We start from the raw sequence: 19,087 nt of genomic DNA on the forward strand, positions 1-19,087 counted from the left end.
GCCCACGATTTTTTTCGGTTGGGGGGTCTCACTCGAACGTCGTCATCTGCGGTCATTTCGGGACATCTGAACCGTACCGTCCCGAGCCGCCCCGATCTGCGCCGAACTCCCGCCCGGCAAGGCTTTGCGGTGTTTGTAACCGGTAGTGCAACGGGTCGCGGAACACGCTAATCTCAGCGCGATTCGTGTCTCGCCGCGCGGCATCCCGTCGATGCCGCGCGGCCGTTTTATCCCCCGGAGCCGCCTTGAGTACGCCAGCCACCGACGACTGGGTCGCGCGCAGCCTGCGCGCGGTCTGGCATCCCTGCACCCAGATGAAGCATCACGAGCGCCTGCCGCTGATCCCCGTCGCGCGCGGCGCGGGCCTGTGGTTGTACGACCGTGACGGCCGCCGCTACTTCGATGCGGTCAGCTCGTGGTGGGTCAACCTGTTCGGCCATGCGAACCCGGACATCAACGCGGCGCTGAAGGACCAGCTCGACACGCTCGAGCACGCGATGCTCGCCGGCTGCACGCACGAGCCCGCGATCGAGCTCGCGGAGCGGCTGCACGCGCTCACCCAGCGCACGCTCGGCCATGCGTTCTTCGCGTCGGACGGCGCGTCGGCCGTCGAGATCGCGCTGAAGATGAGCTTCCACGCGTGGCGCAACCGCGGCCGCGCGAACAAGCAGGAATTCGTCTGCCTCGCGAACAGCTATCACGGCGAGACGATCGGCGCGCTCGGCGTGACCGACGTCGCGCTGTTCAAGGACGCGTACGACCCGCTGATCCGCCACGCACACGTGGTCGCGTCGCCCGATGCACGCGGCGCGCTGCCGGGCGAAACGGCCGCCGACGTCGCGGGCCGCGCGCTCGCGGACGTGCGGCGCCTGTTCGTCGAACGCGGCGACCGGATCGCCGCGCTGATCGTCGAGCCGCTCGTGCAGTGCGCGGCCGGCATGGCGATGCATGATCCGTCGTATGTCCGCGGGCTGCGCGCGCTGTGCGACGAATTCGGCGTGCACCTGATCGCCGACGAGATCGCGGTCGGCTGTGGCCGCACCGGCACCTTCTTCGCGTGCGAGCAGGCCGGCGTCTGGCCTGATTTCCTGTGCCTGTCGAAAGGCATCAGCGGCGGCTACCTGCCGCTGTCGCTCGTGCTCACGCGCGACGACGTGTTCGCCGCGTTCTACGACGACGACACGACGCGCGGCTTCCTGCACTCGCATTCGTACACCGGCAACCCGCTCGCGTGCCGCGCGGCGGTCGCGACGCTCGACCTGTTCGAGCGCGACGACGTGCTCGCGGCCAATGCCCGCAAGTCGGCGACGATGCGCGCGGCGCTCGCGCCGCTCGATGCGCACCCGCAGGTACGGCACCTGCGCGAGCGCGGCACGCTGTTCGCGTTCGACGTCGCGCTCGACGGCGACGCGGCGCGCGGCTTCTCGCGTCGCTTCTTCGAACGCGCACTGGAACGCGAGCTGCTGCTGCGCCCGATCGGCACGACCGTGTACCTGATGCCGCCGTACGTGATGAGCGACGACGACATCGCGTGGCTCGCGCAAAGCACGCGCGACACGCTCGATGCAACGCTCGCGGAGATCGCCGGATGACGAACCTCCTGCTCAATACCCTGCAGCGCGGCCTCGCCGAGCTCGACGCGCAAGGGCTGCGCCGCGTGCGCCGCACCGCCGACACCGCGTGCGATGCGCGCATGACCGTCGACGGCCGCGAGATCGTCGGCTTCGCGAGCAACGACTATCTCGGCCTCGCCGCGCATCCGGCGCTCGTCGCCGCGTTCGCCGAAGGCGCGCAGCGCTACGGCTCCGGCAGCGGCGGCTCGCACCTGCTCGGCGGCCATTCGCGTGCGCACGCGACGCTCGAAGAAGAACTCGCGGCCTTCTCCGGCGGCTTCTCCGACGCGCCGCGCGCGCTGTACTTCAGCACCGGCTACATGGCGAACCTCGCCGCGATGACGGCGCTGACGTCCAAGGGCGCGACGATCTTCTCCGACGCGCTGAACCACGCGTCGCTGATCGACGGCATGCGGCTGTCGCGCGCGAACGTCCAGGTCTATCCGCATGCGGACACGGCCGCGCTCGCCGCGTTGCTCGATGCATCGGATGCCGAAACGAAGCTGATCGTCAGCGACACGGTGTTCAGCATGGATGGCGACATCGCGCCGCTCGCCGAACTCGTCGCACTGGCCGAACGCCACGGCGCGTGGCTCGTCGTGGACGATGCGCACGGCTTCGGCGTGCTCGGCCCGCAAGGCCGCGGCGCGCTCGCGGCCGCCGCGCTGCGCTCGCCGCATCTCGTGTACGTCGGCACACTCGGCAAGGCCGCCGGCGTCGCGGGTGCGTTCGTGATCGCGCACGAGACCGTGATCGAATGGATGATCCAGCGCGCGCGCAGCTATATCTTCACGACGGCCGCGCCGCCGGCCGTCGCGCACGCGGTATCGGCCAGCCTGAAGGTGATCGCGGGCGACGAAGGCGACGCGCGACGCGCGCATCTCGCCGCGCTGATCGACCGCACGCGCGCGCTGCTGCGCAACACGCGCTGGCAGCCGGTCGATTCGCACACGGCCGTGCAGCCGCTCGTGATCGGCAGCAACGACGCGACGCTCACGGCGATGCGCGCGCTCGACGCGCACGGCCTGTGGGTGCCCGCGATCCGGCCGCCGACGGTGCCCGTCGGCACGTCGCGGCTGCGTGTGTCGCTGTCGGCCGCGCATTCGTTCGACGATCTCGCGCGGCTCGAAGCCGCGCTGATCGAAGCCAGCGAGGCGCAGGTCGTGCAGGAGACAGCACTGCCCCCACGCTCACTTCGTTCGCTGTCGACCGGAGTTGGCGCTTCAGCGCTTACTTCGGTCCCATGCACGGCTCCCCCCGAGGGGGCTGCAGCCTCCCTTGGGGCCGCCCGGCGGGAGACTGCGGCATGACCGCCCCGCTCTCGCTGTTCGTTACCGGCACCGACACCGAAATCGGCAAGACCTTCGTGTCGGCCGCGATGCTGCACGGCTTCGCGCGACATGGCCTGCGCGCGGCCGCACTGAAACCCGTCGCGGCCGGCGCGTATGAACGCGACGGCGTATGGCGCAACGAGGACGCCGACCAGCTCGACGCGGCCGCGAACGTCGTGCTGCCGCCCGAGCTGCGCACGCCGTTCCTGCTGAAGGCACCGGCCGCGCCGCATATCGTCGCCGCGCAGGAAGGCGTGACGCTCGACATCGACGCGATCGTCGCATGCCATCGCGAAGCGCTGACGCGCGCGGAGATCGTCGTCGTCGAAGGCGCCGGCGGCTTCCGCGTGCCGATGAACGACACGCAGGACATGGCCGATCTCGCCGTCGCGCTCGACGTGCCGGTCGTGCTCGTGGTCGGCGTGCGGCTCGGCTGCATCAACCACGCGCTGCTCACCGCCGACGCGATCGCCGCGCGCGGCCTCAAGCTCGCCGGCTGGGTTGCGAACCACGTCGACCCGGCGATGTCGTTCCCCGACGAGAACATCGCGACGATGCGCGACTGGCTCGCGCGCGAGCACGGCGCACCGCTGCTCGGCCGCATTCCGCACCTGAGCCCGGCCGCCCCCGAATCCGCCACGGCGATGCTCGACATCGCCGCGCTCGTCGAGACGCTGCGCACCGCGCAGCATTGACCCAACCGAAACAGATCCCCCGATCCCTCATCCCCGACCAGGACAGGAAAACGATATGACTCAAGCCCAGACCACCACCGTGCAACCCGACGCGATTCCCGTGGCCGCTCCGGTCTCGCAGCGCTGGCGCGTCGCCGACGTCGTCGCGCTGTTCGAGCTGCCGTTCAACGACCTGCTCTTCCGCGCGCAGCAGGTGCACCGCGAGCACTTCGACGCGAACGCGGTGCAGCTGTCGACGCTGCTGTCGATCAAGACGGGCGGCTGCGAGGAAGACTGCGGCTACTGCTCGCAGTCGTCGCACCACGACACGGGCCTGAAGGCCGAGAAGCTGATGGACGTCGACGCGGTGCTCGACGCCGCACGCGCGGCGAAGGCGAACGGCGCGAGCCGCTTCTGCATGGGCGCCGCGTGGCGCAACCCGAAGGAGCGCCACATGCCGGCGCTGACCGAGATGGTGCGCGGCGTGAAGGAGCTCGGCCTCGAGACCTGCATGACGCTCGGCATGCTGGAAGACGAGCAGGCGCAGGAACTCGCGAGCGCGGGCCTCGACTACTACAACCACAACCTCGACACGTCGCCGGAGTTCTACGGCCAGGTGATCTCGACGCGCACCTACCAGGATCGCCTCGACACGCTCGACCGCGTGCGTGACGCGGGCATCAACGTGTGCTGCGGCGGCATCATCGGGATGGGCGAATCGCGCCGCGAACGCGCGGGCCTGATCTCGCAGCTCGCGAACCTGAACCCGTATCCGGATTCGGTGCCGATCAACAACCTCGTCGCGATCGAAGGCACGCCGCTCGAAGGCACCGCGCCGCTCGACCCGTTCGAATTCGTGCGCACGATCGCGGTTGCGCGGATCACGATGCCGAAGGCCGTGGTGCGCCTGTCGGCCGGCCGCGAGCAGCTCGACGACGGCCTGCAGGCGATGTGCTTCCTCGCCGGCGCGAACTCGATGTTCTACGGCGACCAGCTGCTGACGACGAGCAACCCGCAGTCGCAGAAGGACCGTGCGCTGTTCGAGCGCCTCGGGATCCGTTCGAGCGATGCGGACGCGATGACGGCGAACGCGTAAGCGGTACGCACGGCGGATTCGTTCGCCACATGAGAAAGCCGGGATTCGTCCCGGTTTTTTTTCGTGCGTGCGCCGTGCACTCAGCCTGCTCCACCCAGCGCGCGCGGCTCCATGAACGTGTGCCTGAAATAGTCGCGCACCGCATGCATCGCGGGGCTCAACTCGATGTCCTTGCGCCAGGCAAGACCGACGCTCATCGGCGGCACCGGATCGCGCAGCACGATCGTCTCGATCCGCCGCCCTTCGAGCGACCACGGCCGATACACCATGTCGGACAGGATCGCGACGCCGCTGCCGTTGGCGACCATGCTGCGCACCGCCTCGACCGATGACGTGCGCAGGATCACGTTCGGCCGGTACGGCGTCTCGTTCCAGTAGCGCAGCGCCGTCTGCCCCGCTTCGTCGACCGTCAGCATCACGAACGGCTCTCGCGCGACTTCTGCGAACGTGACGCTCTCGTGTCTGAGCAGCGGATGATGCGCACCGACCCACAGCCGCCGCACCGAGTGAATCACCGGCTCCAGCACGAGCGCCGGATTCGATACGTTCGACGTGAGCAGCACGGCCATGTCGTAGCGGCCCGCGATCAGCCCCTCCTCGATCGACTCGCGGTTCAGCTCGTGCAGGTGGATCGTCAGCCGCGGGTACAGCGTATTCAGGCGCAGCACGTGATGCGGCAGGAAGTAGCCGAGCACCGTATAACTCGCGGCGATCGCGAGCGTGCCGGTCAGCGTGCTTTCGAGATTCGGAATCCGCATCGCCTCGTCGACCGACGACAGGATCGTGTACGCATGATTCAGGAAGCGCCGCCCCGTGTCGGTGAGCGTCACGCCCGACGGCGTGCGCAGAAAGAGCTGCGTGCCGAGGCTGTCCTCCAGCTCCTTGATCGCGCTCGTCACGGCCGACTGCGAAATCGTGAGCTGGATCGCGGCCTGCGAGATCTGGCCGAGCTCGGCGGTCGCGACGAAATACTTGAGCTGTCTGAGGGTCAGGGCCATGGTCGATGAGAAAGCAGAAGGGCACGCGATAAACATCATAACAACCGTGCCGCACCCGTGAACCCGGCCTCGTGGAAACCCTGCCGTCCCTGCTACGACGGCCCTCGGCGGCCGCTCTCCAGGGTATCGAAAAAATCGATACGGCTGCATACAAAAATAGAACTTTTTTGACGCAACCCGCGCGGCTAACCTGCGTTCAACACGGTTTCGGCATGCGCCACGACGCACGCGAACCGGAGAACCTGGAGGAGCACACCGTATGAGGAAGCACAGCGTCGACCTGAACTCCGACATGGGAGAGGGCTTCGGCCCGTGGACGATCGGCGACGGCGTCGACGAGCAGATCATGCCGCTCATCAGCTCGGCGAACATCGCCACCGGTTTTCACGCCGGCGACCCGAACATCATGGCGCGCACGGTACAGCTCGCGCGCGACGCCGGTGTCGGCATCGGCGCGCACCCGGGCTTTCGCGATCTCGTCGGCTTCGGCCGCCGCACGATCGCCGAAACGCCGCAGGCGCTCGTCAACGACATCCTGTATCAGCTCGGCGCGCTGCGCGAGTTCGCGCGCCTGAACGGCGTCAGCCTGCAGCACGTGAAGCCGCACGGCGCGCTCTACATGCATGCGGCGGCCAACGAGGCGTTCTCGCGGCTGCTGATCGAAACGCTGCAACGTGTCGACCCGGGCCTGTGGCTGTACTGCATGGAAGCGTCGGTCACGTACCGCGTCGCCGTCGAATACGGGCAGCCGGTCATTCGCGAGTTCTATGCGGATCGCGACTACGACCGCAGCGGCTCGATCGTGTTCACGCGCCGCGTCGGCCGCCTCGATCCGCGCCAGGTCGCCGACAAGGTGCTGCGCGCGTGCATCGACGGCAAGGTGCGCACGATCGACGGCGACGACATCGACATCGATTTCGACTCGGTCTGCATTCACAGCGACACACCGGGCGCGCTCGACCTCGTGCGCGACACGCGCCACGCGCTGATCCGCGAAGGCATCCGGACCGCCGGGCCGCAACCGCTCGCCGTCCATCACTGATTCAAGGAGACACACGATGGCATTGCACGATATCGTCAGCCCGCTGCCGGGCACCTTCTACCGGCGCCCGGCGCCCGATGCGGACTACTACGTCGCGGTCGACGCGACGGTTGCCGCCGGCGCGGTGGTCGGCCTCGTCGAGGTAATGAAGCAGTTCACCGAGATCGAAGCCGATGCGGCCGGGCGTGTGGTCGAGCTGCTCGTCGAGGACGGCGAGCCGGTCGACGCGGGCCAGGTGCTGATGCGGATCGAGGGGTGATGCGATGAAACCGGCCACTTCCCCCGACACGTTCTACCGCCCGTCGCGGATCCGGACCGTGCTGGTCGCGAACCGCGGCGAGATCGCGGTGCGAGTGATCCGCGCCGCGCGCGAGCTCGGCATGCGCGCGGTCGCCGTGGTCAGCGACGCGGACCGCGACAGCCTCGCCGCGCGCATGGCCGATGAAGCCGTCCACATCGGCTCGTCGCACGCGGCGAAAAGCTACCTGAATCCCACCGCGATCCTCGACGCGGCGCGGCAGTGCGGCGCGGACGCGATCCATCCCGGCTACGGCTTCCTGTCGGAAAACGCCGCATTCGCCGCGCAGGTCGAAGCGGCCGGCCTGATCTTCGTCGGCCCGGACTCGCAGGTAATCGCCACGATGGGCGACAAGGCCCGCGCACGCGAAACCGCGCGGCGCGCCAACGTGCCGACCGTGCCGGGCAGCGACGGCGTCGTGCAGTCGCTCGACGAGGCGCGGGACGTCGCCGCACGTATCGGCTATCCGATCATGATCAAGGCGGCCGCCGGCGGCGGCGGACGCGGCATCCGCGTCGCGCACGACGCCGCGCAGCTCGACGCCGAGCTGCCGCTCGCGCAGCGCGAGGCGCAGGCGGCCTTCGGCGACGGCGGCGTGTATCTCGAACGCTTCATCGCGCGGGCGCGCCACATCGAGGTGCAAGTGCTCGGCGATGGCCGCAGCGTCGTCCACCTGTTCGAGCGCGAATGCTCGCTGCAGCGGCGGCGCCAGAAAATCCTCGAGGAAGCGCCGTCGCCGTCGCTCACGCCCGCGCAGCGCGACGCGCTATGCGCGTCGGCCACGCGACTCGCGCAGGAGGTCGGCTATCGCAGTGCAGGTACGCTCGAATACCTGTTCGACGACGCGCGCGGCGAGTTCTACTTCATCGAGATGAACACCCGCATCCAGGTCGAGCATCCGGTGACCGAGGCGATCACCGGCATCGATCTCGTGCGCGAGACGCTGCGCATCGCCGACGGCGAGCCGCTGCGCTTCGCGCAGCACGACATCACGATGCGCGGCGCGGCGCTCGAATGCCGGATCAACGCGGAGGATCCGTTGCAGGATTTCCGCCCGAACCCTGGCCGGATCGACGAGCTGGTGTGGCCGACCGGCCCCGGCGTGCGCGTCGATTCGCTGCTCTATCCGGGCTACGTCGTGCCGCCGTTCTACGATTCGCTGCTCGCGAAGCTGATCGTGCACGACGAGAGCCGCGCGGCCGCGCTGCGGCGCCTGGCTCGCGCGCTCGGCGAGCTGCACGTCGGCGGCCTGAAGACGACCGCGCCGCTGCACGTCGCACTGCTCGCGGACGACGACGTGCGCGCCGGGCGTTATCACACGAATTTCCTCGAGGCGTGGATGCCGCGATGGCGCGAAGCCGCCACCGCCGCCGCGCAGCAACACGCAGCCGAAAATGCAGACGCCGTGCGCGTCGGGGAGGCGATGTGACGACCCGTTATACGTTCGGCGGCGACGAGTTCGTGTTCGTCGAAATCAGCGAATCAATGTCGCTCGATGCGTTCTTCAAGGGCACGGCGATCACGCGCGAACTGCAGCGCCGCGCGGTGCCCGGCATCACCGAGATCTGCCCGGCGAATGCGTCCTACCAGGTGCGCTACGACCCGGACGTGATCGAGCCCGATGCGCTCGTCGCGCTGCTGAAGACGATCGAGGCCGAGGTCGGCGACGCGCCGCTCGAACTCGACACGCGCATCGTCGAGGTACCGGTGCTCTACAACGACCCGTGGACGCACGAGACGCTGATGCGCTTTCGCGAACGTCACCAGGACCCGTCGTCGACCGATCTCGAATACGCGGCGCGCATCAACGGCAAGCGCGACGTCGACGCATTCATCGCCGCGCACTCGGGCTCGCCGTGGTTCGTGTCGATGGTCGGCTTCGTCGCCGGCCTGCCGTTCATGTACCAGATGGTCGAGCGCGAACGCCAGCTCGAAGTGCCGAAGTACCTGCGGCCGCGCACCGACACGCCGAAGCTGACGGTCGGCCACGGCGGCTGTTTCGGCTGCATCTACTCGGTGCGCGGCGCGGGCGGCTACCAGATGTTCGGCGTGACGCCGGCGCCGATCTTCGATCCCGAGCAGCGGCTCGACTACCTGCGCGAGTTCATGGTGTTCTTCCGGCCCGGCGACATCGTGAAATTCCAGCCGATCGATCGCGACGCGTACGACGCGGCAGTGGCGGCCGTCGAAGCCGGCACGTTCTCGCTGCGCGTGCGCCCGGTGAAATTCTCGCTCGACGCGTTCCTGCGCGATCCCGATGCGTATAACCGCTCTCTCGTCGAGGTGCTGCATGCAAACTGACGCGCACAACCTGATCGAAGTCGTGAAACCCGGCCTCGCGACGTCGGTCCAGGACATGGGCCGGCAAGGCTACTACCACGTCGGCATTCCACCGTCGGGCTCGCTCGACCAGTACGCGTCGCGCGCGGCGAACCTGCTGGTCGGCAATCCCGAAGAAGCCGCCGTGCTCGAATGCACGCTGCTCGGCCCCGAGCTGATGTTCCATACGGACGCGCTGATCGCCGTCACCGGCGCCGAGATGACGCCGAAGATCGACGGCATCGGGCAGCGCTGCAACGTCGCGCTGCGGATCCGCGCGGGCAGCGTGCTGTCGTTCCATTACGTGAAGGCCGGCGCGCGCGCGTATCTCGCCGTCGCGGGCGGCATCGACGTGCCGGTCGTGCTCGGCAGCCGCTCGACCTACACGCTCGGCGCGATCGGCGGCCACGCGGGCCGGCGCCTGCAGAAAGGCGACCGGCTGCCGATCGGTGCTCCCGTCGGCACGCACCGCGAGGGGCGCGAGCTGCCGGCGGCCGTGAGCCGGCCGCTCGACAACCCGGTCGAGCTGCGCGTGCTGACGGGCCTGTACCACTACCGGCTCACCGACGAATCGGCTCGCACCTTCTTCGACGACGAATGGACGGTCGCGCCCGAAGCCGACCGCATCGGCTACCGCTACAAGAACGGCCGGGCGCTGCAGTTCCGGCCGCGCGAGCAGCCATTCGGCGCAGGCGCCGATCCGTCGAACATCGTCGATGCGTGCTACCCGATCGGCTCGATACAGGTGCCGGCCGGGCTCGAGCCGATCATCCTGCACCGCGACGCGGTGTCGGGCGGCGGCTACGCGACGATCGGCACGGTCATCAGCGCCGACATGGACCTGATCGGCCAGATGCAGCCCAACCACCGCGCGCGTTTCGTACGCGTGACGATGGCCGACGCGCTCGCCGCGCGCCGCGAGTACCAGCGGCGCCTCGCGCTGCTGCGCGCCGTGCTGCGGGACTGAGCACCGGACGCCCGGCGCGTGCCGGGCGCCTGACGCCCCTCGTTCCTGTTCCGCTGTCGTGTCCCGACCGCGCGCCGGTGCGCCGCGCGGCGGGGACGCTTGCGCGCTGTTTCCGTTCCTGCCGAACCGGTTGCCCGCCCGACGTCGGGGCAACCCTGCGGATCGCATGTGCCGCGGCCGAGACGTCGTTCGCAGTTTCCGCTCATCAAGGAGCACGATCATGGCCAACCTGGCTCAGGCCCGCCCCGACGAGGATCTCGACCTGTCGACGCTCGCCGTTCCCGACCACGCGCGCATGCCGCCCTTTTCGCTGACGATGGCGTGGTGGGCCGTGTGCAGCGCGGTGTTCTATATCGTCGTGGGCGCCACGCTCGCGCTCACCTATGGCGCGCGCAACGCGCTGATCGGAATGGCGCTGTCGGTCGTGTCGTACGGCCTCGTCAATACGATCATCAGCCGCTATGCGATCCGCACGGGACTCTCGGTCGCGCTGTTCTCGCGTGTGCTGTTCGGCAGTGCCGGCGCGGCGCTCGCGACACTGATCTTCTTCGCGACGGCGATCTACTACGCGGTGTTCGAAGGCTCGGTGATCGCGGTTGCCGCGCATCACCAGTTTCCCGGGCTCGATTACAAATGGGCCGCACTGATCGTCGTCTGCTACAGCGTGCCGCTCGTGTTCGGCAGCGTGCAGCACTGGCTCGACAAGTTCAACGGCGTGCTGCTGCCGTTCTACCTGCTCGGGCTGCTCGCGGCGGTCGGGCTCGCGACGGCCGAATACGGCTATAACGCAGCCTGGCTCGATTTCGGCCCGACGGGCACCACACCGGCCGGCGGCTGGTGGCACTGCTTCGTCTACTACATGGGTGTGTGGGTGCTGACGATGTTCACGTTCGACTACGCGCGCTTCGGCCGCAAGGAAGACGCGGGTTATCACGGCCGCTTCAACTTCGGGATGCCGTTCTACCTCGTCACGTTTCTCGTCAACGGCGCGGCCGGCATCTATCTCGTCAGCACGATTCGGGGGCTCGGTACGCTCTCCGAAGTATCCGTGGTGCTCGCGCTGCTGAAGCTGATGGGGGTATGGGGGTTGCTGTTCGTATGGGTCACGCAATCGCGGATCAACACCGCGAACTACTACCTCGCGACCGTCAACATGCAGGCGTTCTTCCTGAAGGTGGCCGGCCTGCGCGCGCCGAAGTTCGTGTGGGCGCTCGTGGTCGGCGCAGTCGTCTATGCGCTGATGATGGCGGACATCTTCTCGCGGATCCTGCAGGCGCTCGCGTACCAGGGGATCTTCGTCGTCGCATGGGTCGGCGTCGCGCTCGCGCACATCCTGTCGGATCGCTACGGGAAACTGGTCGGTGACGATGTCGAATGCCGCGACGCGCATGTGCCGACCTTCAACCCGGGCGGGCTGACCGCATGGTTCGCCGGCGCTTTCGTCGGGCTCGCGCTGAACCAGGCGACGGGGTTCGCCGCATCGCTGTCGGCGCCCGCGACGTTCGTCGTGTCGTGGGTGGTCTATCGCGCGCTGCTGGGCACGGCCAAGCGGACCTGGTTCGTACGCAATACGTGACGGGATACCCGCGCGCCGCCGCGCGTCACCCGTTCGTCTGTCCCGCGTTGCCCTGCGCGTCGCGGATCACGGTCTTCTCCACGCGCCAGCGCACGCCGTCGAGCCCGTCGACCACATACTCGCCGGTGCGCGGCTGCAGCGTGCGCGCCAGCGCCTGCACCGGATAGACGCGTGCGCTGTCTTCTGCGCGGTCCTACGTGGCCGGTGACGCAATCGTCATGTGGCCCGCCCTTCCCGATGGCGTACCGGCGTATCGTATCGGCGCGTACGGCAGCGGCCGCTGCCCGCTGCCGTGCGCCATCCGCATCACACGTGTGCCGCCGCGCCGTCGATCGCCGCGCGCACGCGCTCGACGAGTGGTTGATCGACCGGCGCCAGCACCTCGCCGCGCGGCCGTACGCCCGAGCCGAAATGCACCGCGCGCACGCCGGTCGCGCGGACGAAATCGCCGACCGCGTCGACCGTGAGCCCCGAGCCGGCCAGCACCGTGCAGGTCGAGCCTGCCGCCTGCCGAACCAGCCGCGTGATCGTCGCGACCGCGTCGAGCACCGACGGATGGCCGCCCGACGTCAGCACCGACGTGACGGCCGGCACACGCAGCAGCGCGTCGAAGGCCGCATTGAGGTCGCGCGACACGTCGAACGCGCGATGGAAGGTCAGCGGGCGGCCGTCCGCCGCAGCCGCGATGCGGGCCAGTGCGTCGAGATCGACGTCGCCGCGTGCGTCGAGCGCGCCGAACACGACGCCGTTCGCACCGGCCGCGACGGCTGCACGCACGTCGCGTTCGATCACGCGGAGATCGTCGGCGTCATAGACGAACGACCGGCTGTGCGGTCGCACGATCACGTTGACGGGAATCGGCACGGCGGCCACGACGGCTTCGATCAGGCCGACGCTCGGCGTCAGCCCGCCTTCGGTGATCGCGGTCACGAGTTCGAGGCGGTCGGCGCCCGCGCGGGCGGCGGCCTTCGCATCGCCGACGGTCGTGGCGATCACTTCGAGGAGAACGGAGGAAGCGGCGTTTCGGTTCATGGGCGGCCCGCGAATCGTCAGGACAATTCGCGCATCCTAGCCGAGCCGCGTGACGGACGCCAGCGTGCCGGCCGCCGCGTACTTCAGCGGCGCACTTCGGCCGGGGACGTCAGCCGCGCCGCACGAGCCAGACGCCGACGAGCGCGGACAACGCCGTCACGCCGGTGCCGGGCACGAAGCGGAACATGCGCGCGTCGAAGTACGCGCCCTGCTGCTGCATCACGTCGACGATCGCCGGTGTGAGCACGAGCATCCCCCAGCCCACCATCCCGAGCGCGGTGGTCGCGGCCGCGACGAGCAGCACGATGCCCGCGCCGCGCGCACGCGGCCGGAATGCGCCGGCAAACGCGCCCGCAGCGAGCAGCACGGCCGACACCGCGAACAGCACGGCGACGAATATGGCGGTCGCGCCCGCGTGGCCGACTTTCATGAACGCCGCCATCTGCGCGGCGATCACGCAGAAGCCGGCGATCGAGAACAGCACGATCGCCAGCGCGTTACGCACGACGCTCACGCGTTTGCCTGGAAATACGCAGTCGCCGGGCGCCGGAACAGCAGGTAGACGAACACCGCGAACAGCAGGACGCCGGGGATCAGCACCGCGAGCATCGACGCCGGCATGTTGACGAACGAGAACGCCATGCCGATCACGAACGTCACGATGTAGGCCTTGCGCGACCACTCGCGGCCCTTCAGGATCGCGATGCCGATCACGACGTTCACGACTTCGAGGATCATGCTGATGCCGAACGTCGCCCAGACGGGCAGCAGGTAGTGCGACAGCAGCGCCTGGGTGGTCGGCATGCCGATCGAGAACGGCGTATAGACGCACGTGATCGCGTTGGTCACGATGATGATCCACGCGAGGATGGTCAGCGAAATCGGTCGTTTCATGGTGTTTTCCTTTTTATATTCGCCGCCATGGTGGCCCCCGGGACGGCGCGAGCGCGGTCACGACGGCCGCGGTCGCGCCATTGTCGGGGAAGCGCGCGGCGAACGCAACGACCGCCCCCGCGCGCCGCGCCGCCGATTGCCGCATGCAAGCCGTGCGTCGTTACGCGGCTTCGGCCTCGTCGTCGACCCAGTCGATATCGCCGCACAGCACGCGCTGCGCATCGCCGACGCGCACGGCCACCGACAGCGTCACGCACGGCTGCGCCTCGTTGATCGACAGGTACGGCCGCGTGACCTGCACGCGCCCCGGCTCGGCGATCGCCGAGCGGAAATACGGCCGGCGCAGCCAGTTCGCGCCCTGCGCGTCCGCCAGCGGCGAGAAGCGCGCCTCGGCGAGCGCGCGGTCGGCGCGCAGCACGACGTTGCGGCCCGACTGGCGGCCGTGCGCGTCGAGCAGGAAGCAGCGCGCGGCCGCGTCGAGCGCGAGGAAGTTCCAGCACACCTCGTCGAGCGGCTCGCCGGCCGCGAGACGCTCGGCCGCCCGTTCGAACGCGCGCAGGTACGGCGCGAGCCGCTGCGCGTCGCGCCGCTCGCGCGCGTCGGTCTGCTGGCGAAAGCGCTCGGTCAGCTCGCCGATGCAGCCGGTCGCGGCCGCGCTGTCCGGCAGCCCCGGCGCCGGCCGGCCGAAGTAGTAGCCCTGCACGAAATCGGCCTCGCACGACAATGCGATCTGCGCCTCGTGCTCGGTCTCGATGCCCTCGACGAGCACCAGCTTGCCGGCCTCGTGCAGCAGCGTCACCAGCCCGTGCAGGATCGCGGTGAGCCCCGTGCGGTGCGCCGCGTGCGACAGCATGATGCGGTCGAGCTTCACGATGTCGGGGTTCAGCTGCCAGATCCGCTCGAGGTTCGAATGACCCGCGCCGAAATCGTCGAGCGCGATCAGGAAGCCGTGCGTGCGGAATTCGCGCACGGCCTCGGCAAGCCGCTCGACGTCTTCCGCACGCTGTTCGAGCACTTCGAGCACGATGCGGCGCGGCGGCATGCCGAGCCGCTTCAGGTTCGCGAGCAGCGCGGCCGCCTGGAACGGGTCGGTGAGCACGCCCGGATGCACGTTGAGGAACAGCCACTCGCGCTCGGCGCCGAGCAGCGCGAAGTTCTCGAGATGCAGCGCCTGCGCGAGCCGGTCGAGCTGCAGCAGCTCGCCCTGGCGCGCGGCTTCGCCGAATACGTCGAGCGGCGACACGGCGCGGTCGAGCGCATCGTGCGCGCGCAGCAGCGCCTCGTAGCCCACCGCACGCTGGTGCGACAGGCTGAAAATCGGCTGGAATACGGTCGTGAGCGTCAGGTCGCGGTGCTGCGTCGCCAGACGTTCGAAGCCGGAACTCACCTCCCGCTCGAACCGGTACGGCGACGCGGCGGCCGGACGCTCCTGTTGCACGATCGTCATGCTGCCTTCCTCCTGGTATTGCCTTCGAACGCGGCGCCCGACGAAGCGAGTGGCGCGTGCAATGTCATGGTTGGACCCTCGGTTGTCCGGTCGACGCCGGACGGCTGCCGAACCTCAAGCAAGCTCCGTGCAAGGCGCCGACCGCCCGTGTGCCGCACGGCTCGCGCCGGGCTGCCGCACCATCCCGGCGCAGGTTGCGCGCACCGTTTTCGTGCATGCGCACCGGTCGCTCGAAGGCAACCGTTACGCCAGCACGCTACACTCCGTACGATCGTTTCATTCCCCGTATTCGCCGTATCGATGGAAATCGTCTTCACCGTCCTGATCCTGCTGCTGACCGTCGCGCTGTCCGGCGCCGTCACACGCAACCTGCCCTTCCAACTACCGTTGCCGCTGATGCAGATCGCGTTCGGCGCGATGCTCGCGTGGCCGAAGCTGAACCTGCACGTCACGTTCGATCCCGAAATCTTCATGCTGCTGTTCATTCCGCCGCTGCTGTTCGCGGACGGCTGGCGGATTCCGAAGCGCGAGCTGTACCTGCAGCGCCGCGCGATCCTGATGCTCGCATTCGGGCTCGTGTTCATGACGGTACTCGCAGTGGGCTACTTCGCGCACTGGCTGATACCCGAGTTGCCGCTGCCGATCGCGTTCGCGCTCGCGGCCGTGCTGTCGCCGACCGACGCGGTTGCGCTGTCGGGCATCGCCGGCAAGGGCCGGATCCCGCCGCAACTGATGCACATCCTCGAGGGCGAGGCGCTGATGAACGACGCGTCCGGCCTCGTCGCACTGAAATTCGCGATCGCGGCCGCGCTGACGGGCATGTTCTCGCTGCGCGACGCGTCGGTCACGTTCGTGATCGTCGCCGCCGGCGGGCTCGCGACGGGCGCGATCGTGTCGTGGGCGTTCAGCGCGCTGTCGACGCGCTTCCTGAACGCCGAGCAGGAAGGCGATCCGGCCCCCGGCATCGTGATGACGCTGCTCGTGCCGTTCGCGGCCTACCTGTTCGCCGAGCACCTCGACCTGTCGGGCGTGCTGGCGGCCGTATCGGCCGGGATGATGATGAACTACACGAGCTTCTCGCGTAAAAGCACCGTCGCGTCGCGCGTGCGCGCCGAAAGCACGTGGGCGATGATCGAGTTCGTGTTCAACGGCATGGTGTTCATCATGCTCGGGCTGCAGCTGCCGCACATCATCGGCCGCACGCTCGTCGACGCGCACCACACGAGCGACGCGCTCGTCGGCCGGATGATCTTCAACGTCTGCGCGATGATGTTCGCGCTGTATGCGATCCGCTTCCTGTGGGTCTGGCTGCTGCGCTGGTTCGCCAGCCGTCGCGCCGCGCGCCACGGCCTCGCGGGCACGATGGCCGGCGTGCGCACGATCGCCGTGATGACGGTCGGCGGCGTGCGCGGCGCGGTCACGCTCGCCGGCGTGCTGTCGATTCCGGTCGCACTGTCCGACGGCGTGCCGCTGCCCGGCCGCGACACGGCGATCTTCGTCGCGTCGGCCGTGATCCTCGGCTCGCTCGTCGTCGCGGTGATCGGCCTGCCGCTGCTGCTGCGCGGCGTGCGTTCGTCACGCAGCCCGCTCGGCGACGAGGAGCGCGCCGCGCGCGCAGCCGCCGCGCAGGCCGCGATCCGCGCGATCGATACGTCGCACGACGCGATCTCAGTCGATCTCGACGAATCGGGCGCCGCACGCTGCGCGGACATCTCCGCACGCGTGATGGACCAGTACCGCCGCCGCCTCGCGACGCTCGCCGAGGACGGCCCCACGCCGCGCGCGGAAGCGAAGCAGGCCGAAACGATGGAACTGCAGATGCGGATCGCGGCCGTGCGCGCGGAACGCTCCGCGCTGTACCGGCTGCGCAGCGAGAGCAAGATTTCCGACGAGACGCTGACGAAGCTGCTCCGCGAGATCGACCTGTCGGAAACCGCGCTGTCGACGCGCAAGAAAGGCATTCTCTGATCCGACGCTCGGGGCGGGCAGCGCCCGGCCCTGCGAAACGCTCGTGTGCGCGACCTTCGCCTGGCGGCAGGTTGCGGTGCGCCGCGCGGGCGGCGCCTCACGCTTTTCTGCTCCCGACAACCGGCAGCGGGCCACGCGCGCCCCGCCCGACTGTCTGTCCATTTCAAAAAACTTACACACCGCCCGGTTAGGATCACCGCTTGCCGACGGATGCGTCGCGCCGTTCATCCTGCATCGTCATCCTAATGAAAAACCCCGCAAGCCGCCCGCTGGCGAACCGGTCCGACCTCCTCATGCCCAACCATCGAAACCCGCTGACCTCCCTCCCGCACCCGAGCCGCCGCCGCTTCCTGACGCAGGGCGCCGCCGTGCTCGGCAGCAGCATGCTCACCGCCTGCGGCGGCGATTCGGTCGAATCGTCCGAACACTTCGCCGACGGCTTCGTGTGGGGTGTCGCCACCGCGGCACCGCAAGTCGAAAGCCGCGATGGCCGTGGACGAAGCAACTGGGACGTGTTCGCCGACCAGCCCGGCACGATCGCGGACGGCTCCACGAACGCGCGCTGCATCGAATTCGAGCAGCGCTACCCGGGCGATCTCGCGCTGCTGGCGAACGCGGGCATCCAGGCGTTCCGCTTCTCGACCGCATGGCCGCGCGTGCAGCCGGACAGCGCCGGCGCAACGAGCGACGCGGGCCTCGCCACCTACGACCGCATGGTCGATGCGATGCTCGAACAGCGGCTTACGCCGTACCTGACGCTCTTTCACTGGGATATCCCGGTCTGGGCCGGGGATTTCCGCGACCGCGACATCGCATACCGGCTGGCCGACTACGCACACATCGTGTCGCGCCGGCTCGGCGACCGCGTCAAGCACTGGATGATGCTGAACGAACCGAACGGCGTCGCGCTCGCCGGCTACGGCTTCGGCGCATCGCCGCCGCGCGCGCACTCGACGGAGGCGATGTTCGCCGCGATCCACCATCAGAACCTCGCGCAGGGGCTGATGTTCCAGGCCGTGCGTGCGAACGTGCCGGGCACCGCGCAGATCGGCACCACGATCAGCGGGCGGCCCGTGCATGCGGCGACAAACGCGGCCGCCGACCAGGCCGCCGCCGCCCGGTTCGACGCGATCTGGCATCGCGCGTTTCTCGACCCGCTGTACGGTAAGGGATATCCGGCGGAGCTGCAGTCGGCGCTGGCGCCGCTCGTCCAGCCGGGCGACATGGCGACGATCGCCGCGAACCCGGATTTTCTCGGCGTGCAGTATTACAACTGCTTCTATGTGAAGGCCGACGCAAGCAGCACGGGTTTCGCGCTGGCCGACAGTCCGCCGAACGAAATCCAGACGATGGGGTATCCGGTCGAACCGTATGGCATGAGCGAGATGCTGCTGCGCGTCCATCGCGACTATGGCGCGCCGCGCATCGTCGTCACCGAGACGGGCTTCGCGATCGCGGAGCCTGCGCCGAATGGCGGCATCGTCGACGACGGCCCGCGCATCGACTATCTCGCCAGCTACCTGAACGCCGCGCACGACGCCTATCGGCAGGGCGTGCGCCTCGGCGGGCTGTTCTGCTGGGCCGGATTGGACAGTTGGGAGTGGAGCAGCGGCTTCGCGAAAAAATTCGGGCTGATCCACGTCGACCCGGCGACGCAGGCGCGCTCGCCGAAGCGCAGCCTCGCGTACTACTCGCGTTGCATCGCCGGCAATCGCGTCGCGTGAGTTCGCGCGAGCAACCCACGCGGGCGTGACCGGCGCGCCTGCGCCGATCCGCCGGCGGCCCCGCATCGGCCGCCGCGCGGGCAACGTACCGGCATCGCCCCGGTTGCC

The 19,087-nt window shown here is 69.0% G+C and carries 18 protein-coding genes; 12 read left to right on the forward strand and 6 right to left on the reverse strand.

What is annotated here, in order from left to right:
* The first annotated feature begins 245 nt into the window (after positions 1 to 245).
* Genes bioA through bioB form a run of 4 tightly spaced genes read left to right on the forward strand, consistent with a single transcriptional unit; the run spans position 246 to position 4,714 of the window.
* Positions 246 to 1,592 carry an adenosylmethionine--8-amino-7-oxononanoate transaminase gene (bioA, locus tag CFB82_RS16375; protein ID WP_069248999.1) on the forward strand — a complete coding sequence of 449 codons (1,347 nt, stop codon included), beginning with the start codon at positions 246 to 248 and terminating at the stop codon, positions 1,590 to 1,592.
* Entirely contained in the window at positions 1,589 to 2,923 is a 1,335-nt protein-coding gene (gene bioF, locus CFB82_RS16380) for an 8-amino-7-oxononanoate synthase (protein WP_069249000.1), read from the forward strand. The genes bioA and bioF overlap by 4 nt, the downstream gene beginning before the upstream one ends.
* The gene (bioD, locus tag CFB82_RS16385; RefSeq protein WP_069249001.1) at positions 2,920 to 3,639 is read left to right on the forward strand and encodes a dethiobiotin synthase; all 720 of its coding nucleotides are present in this window, start codon (positions 2,920 to 2,922) and stop codon (positions 3,637 to 3,639) included. The genes bioF and bioD overlap by 4 nt, the downstream gene beginning before the upstream one ends.
* Before the next feature lie 55 nt (positions 3,640 to 3,694).
* A complete protein-coding gene (bioB, locus tag CFB82_RS16390) occupies positions 3,695 to 4,714 on the forward strand; it encodes a biotin synthase BioB (protein WP_069249002.1) in 1,020 nt (339 codons plus the stop codon).
* 80 nt (positions 4,715 to 4,794) lie between these two features.
* Here the strand turns inward: bioB and CFB82_RS16395 are convergent, their stop codons facing one another.
* On the reverse strand, positions 4,795 to 5,712 hold the full coding sequence (locus CFB82_RS16395; protein WP_069249003.1) for a LysR family transcriptional regulator: 918 nt from the start codon (positions 5,710 to 5,712) through the stop codon (positions 4,795 to 4,797).
* A gap of 259 nt (positions 5,713 to 5,971) precedes the next feature.
* Between CFB82_RS16395 and CFB82_RS16400 the strand changes: the two genes are divergently transcribed.
* The 6 genes from CFB82_RS16400 (at position 5,972) to CFB82_RS16425 (ending at position 11,914) form a co-directional block, all read left to right on the forward strand.
* Positions 5,972 to 6,754, forward strand: coding sequence for a 5-oxoprolinase subunit PxpA (locus CFB82_RS16400; protein ID WP_069249004.1), 783 nt, complete (start codon positions 5,972 to 5,974; stop codon positions 6,752 to 6,754).
* Between the two features lie 16 nt (positions 6,755 to 6,770).
* The gene (locus CFB82_RS16405; RefSeq protein ID WP_069249005.1) at positions 6,771 to 7,013 is read left to right on the forward strand and encodes an acetyl-CoA carboxylase; all 243 of its coding nucleotides are present in this window, start codon (positions 6,771 to 6,773) and stop codon (positions 7,011 to 7,013) included.
* A 4-nt stretch (positions 7,014 to 7,017) separates the two neighbouring features.
* Positions 7,018 to 8,481, forward strand: coding sequence for an acetyl-CoA carboxylase biotin carboxylase subunit (locus CFB82_RS16410; protein WP_069249006.1), 1,464 nt, complete (start codon positions 7,018 to 7,020; stop codon positions 8,479 to 8,481).
* On the forward strand, positions 8,478 to 9,353 hold the full coding sequence (locus CFB82_RS16415) for a 5-oxoprolinase subunit B family protein (protein WP_069249007.1): 876 nt from the start codon (positions 8,478 to 8,480) through the stop codon (positions 9,351 to 9,353). Before CFB82_RS16410 ends, CFB82_RS16415 begins: the two co-directional genes overlap by 4 nt.
* Positions 9,343 to 10,338: a biotin-dependent carboxyltransferase family protein gene (locus CFB82_RS16420; protein WP_069249008.1), complete on the forward strand. Its 996-nt coding sequence runs from the start codon at positions 9,343 to 9,345 to the stop codon at positions 10,336 to 10,338. Before CFB82_RS16415 ends, CFB82_RS16420 begins: the two co-directional genes overlap by 11 nt.
* A 220-nt stretch (positions 10,339 to 10,558) precedes the next feature.
* On the forward strand, positions 10,559 to 11,914 hold the full coding sequence (locus CFB82_RS16425; RefSeq protein ID WP_069249009.1) for a purine-cytosine permease family protein: 1,356 nt from the start codon (positions 10,559 to 10,561) through the stop codon (positions 11,912 to 11,914).
* Positions 11,915 to 11,939: 25 nt separating this feature from the next.
* Here the strand turns inward: CFB82_RS16425 and CFB82_RS42170 are convergent, their stop codons facing one another.
* The 5 genes from CFB82_RS42170 to CFB82_RS16445 all read right to left on the reverse strand — a co-directional run bounded on the left by CFB82_RS42170 (position 11,940) and on the right by CFB82_RS16445 (position 15,287).
* Positions 11,940 to 12,074 carry a hypothetical protein gene (locus CFB82_RS42170; RefSeq protein ID WP_256990373.1) on the reverse strand — a complete coding sequence of 45 codons (135 nt, stop codon included), beginning with the start codon at positions 12,072 to 12,074 and terminating at the stop codon, positions 11,940 to 11,942.
* 146 nt (positions 12,075 to 12,220) lie between these two features.
* Complete coding sequence (locus CFB82_RS16430) at positions 12,221 to 12,946, reverse strand: copper homeostasis protein CutC (protein WP_069249010.1); 726 nt, start codon at positions 12,944 to 12,946, stop codon at positions 12,221 to 12,223.
* 109 nt (positions 12,947 to 13,055) lie between these two features.
* Entirely contained in the window at positions 13,056 to 13,460 is a 405-nt protein-coding gene (locus CFB82_RS16435; RefSeq protein WP_069249011.1) for a hypothetical protein, read from the reverse strand.
* Complete coding sequence (locus CFB82_RS16440) at positions 13,457 to 13,840, reverse strand: hypothetical protein (RefSeq protein ID WP_069249012.1); 384 nt, start codon at positions 13,838 to 13,840, stop codon at positions 13,457 to 13,459. Before CFB82_RS16440 ends, CFB82_RS16435 begins: the two co-directional genes overlap by 4 nt.
* A gap of 160 nt (positions 13,841 to 14,000) precedes the next feature.
* The gene (locus CFB82_RS16445; protein WP_069249013.1) at positions 14,001 to 15,287 is read right to left on the reverse strand and encodes a sensor domain-containing phosphodiesterase; all 1,287 of its coding nucleotides are present in this window, start codon (positions 15,285 to 15,287) and stop codon (positions 14,001 to 14,003) included.
* A gap of 300 nt (positions 15,288 to 15,587) precedes the next feature.
* Between CFB82_RS16445 and CFB82_RS16450 the strand changes: the two genes are divergently transcribed.
* Together CFB82_RS16450 and CFB82_RS16455 are read left to right on the forward strand one after the other, a co-directional pair.
* Positions 15,588 to 17,255: a Na+/H+ antiporter gene (locus CFB82_RS16450; protein ID WP_069249014.1), complete on the forward strand. Its 1,668-nt coding sequence runs from the start codon at positions 15,588 to 15,590 to the stop codon at positions 17,253 to 17,255.
* A 293-nt stretch (positions 17,256 to 17,548) separates the two neighbouring features.
* Positions 17,549 to 18,979, forward strand: a complete 1,431-nt coding sequence (locus CFB82_RS16455) for a glycoside hydrolase family 1 protein (RefSeq protein WP_069249378.1) — start codon at positions 17,549 to 17,551, stop codon at positions 18,977 to 18,979.
* Positions 18,980 to 19,087 lie beyond the last annotated feature (108 nt).

It is taken from the genome of Burkholderia sp. HI2714 (assembly GCF_002223085.1).
Taxonomy (GTDB): Bacteria; Pseudomonadota; Gammaproteobacteria; order Burkholderiales; family Burkholderiaceae; genus Burkholderia; species Burkholderia lata_D.

What these genes read in the sequence shown, in the direction of transcription:
- CFB82_RS16410 (WP_069249006.1), top strand. Translation starts at nt 7,018, where the DNA reads ATGAAACCGGCCACTTCCCCCGACACGTTCTACCGCCCGTCGCGGATC.
- CFB82_RS16450 (WP_069249014.1), top strand. Translation starts at nt 15,588, where the DNA reads ATGGAAATCGTCTTCACCGTCCTGATCCTGCTGCTGACCGTCGCGCTG.
- CFB82_RS16455 (WP_069249378.1), top strand. Translation starts at nt 17,549, where the DNA reads ATGCCCAACCATCGAAACCCGCTGACCTCCCTCCCGCACCCGAGCCGC.
- bioB (WP_069249002.1), top strand. Translation starts at nt 3,695, where the DNA reads ATGACTCAAGCCCAGACCACCACCGTGCAACCCGACGCGATTCCCGTG.
- CFB82_RS16420 (WP_069249008.1), top strand. Translation starts at nt 9,343, where the DNA reads ATGCAAACTGACGCGCACAACCTGATCGAAGTCGTGAAACCCGGCCTC.
- CFB82_RS16395 (WP_069249003.1), bottom strand. Translation starts at nt 5,712, where the DNA reads ATGGCCCTGACCCTCAGACAGCTCAAGTATTTCGTCGCGACCGCCGAG.
- CFB82_RS16430 (WP_069249010.1), bottom strand. Translation starts at nt 12,946, where the DNA reads ATGAACCGAAACGCCGCTTCCTCCGTTCTCCTCGAAGTGATCGCCACG.
- CFB82_RS16405 (WP_069249005.1), top strand. Translation starts at nt 6,771, where the DNA reads ATGGCATTGCACGATATCGTCAGCCCGCTGCCGGGCACCTTCTACCGG.
- CFB82_RS16440 (WP_069249012.1), bottom strand. Translation starts at nt 13,840, where the DNA reads ATGAAACGACCGATTTCGCTGACCATCCTCGCGTGGATCATCATCGTG.
- CFB82_RS16400 (WP_069249004.1), top strand. Translation starts at nt 5,972, where the DNA reads ATGAGGAAGCACAGCGTCGACCTGAACTCCGACATGGGAGAGGGCTTC.
- CFB82_RS16445 (WP_069249013.1), bottom strand. Translation starts at nt 15,287, where the DNA reads ATGACGATCGTGCAACAGGAGCGTCCGGCCGCCGCGTCGCCGTACCGG.
- bioD (WP_069249001.1), top strand. Translation starts at nt 2,920, where the DNA reads ATGACCGCCCCGCTCTCGCTGTTCGTTACCGGCACCGACACCGAAATC.
- bioF (WP_069249000.1), top strand. Translation starts at nt 1,589, where the DNA reads ATGACGAACCTCCTGCTCAATACCCTGCAGCGCGGCCTCGCCGAGCTC.
- CFB82_RS16425 (WP_069249009.1), top strand. Translation starts at nt 10,559, where the DNA reads ATGGCCAACCTGGCTCAGGCCCGCCCCGACGAGGATCTCGACCTGTCG.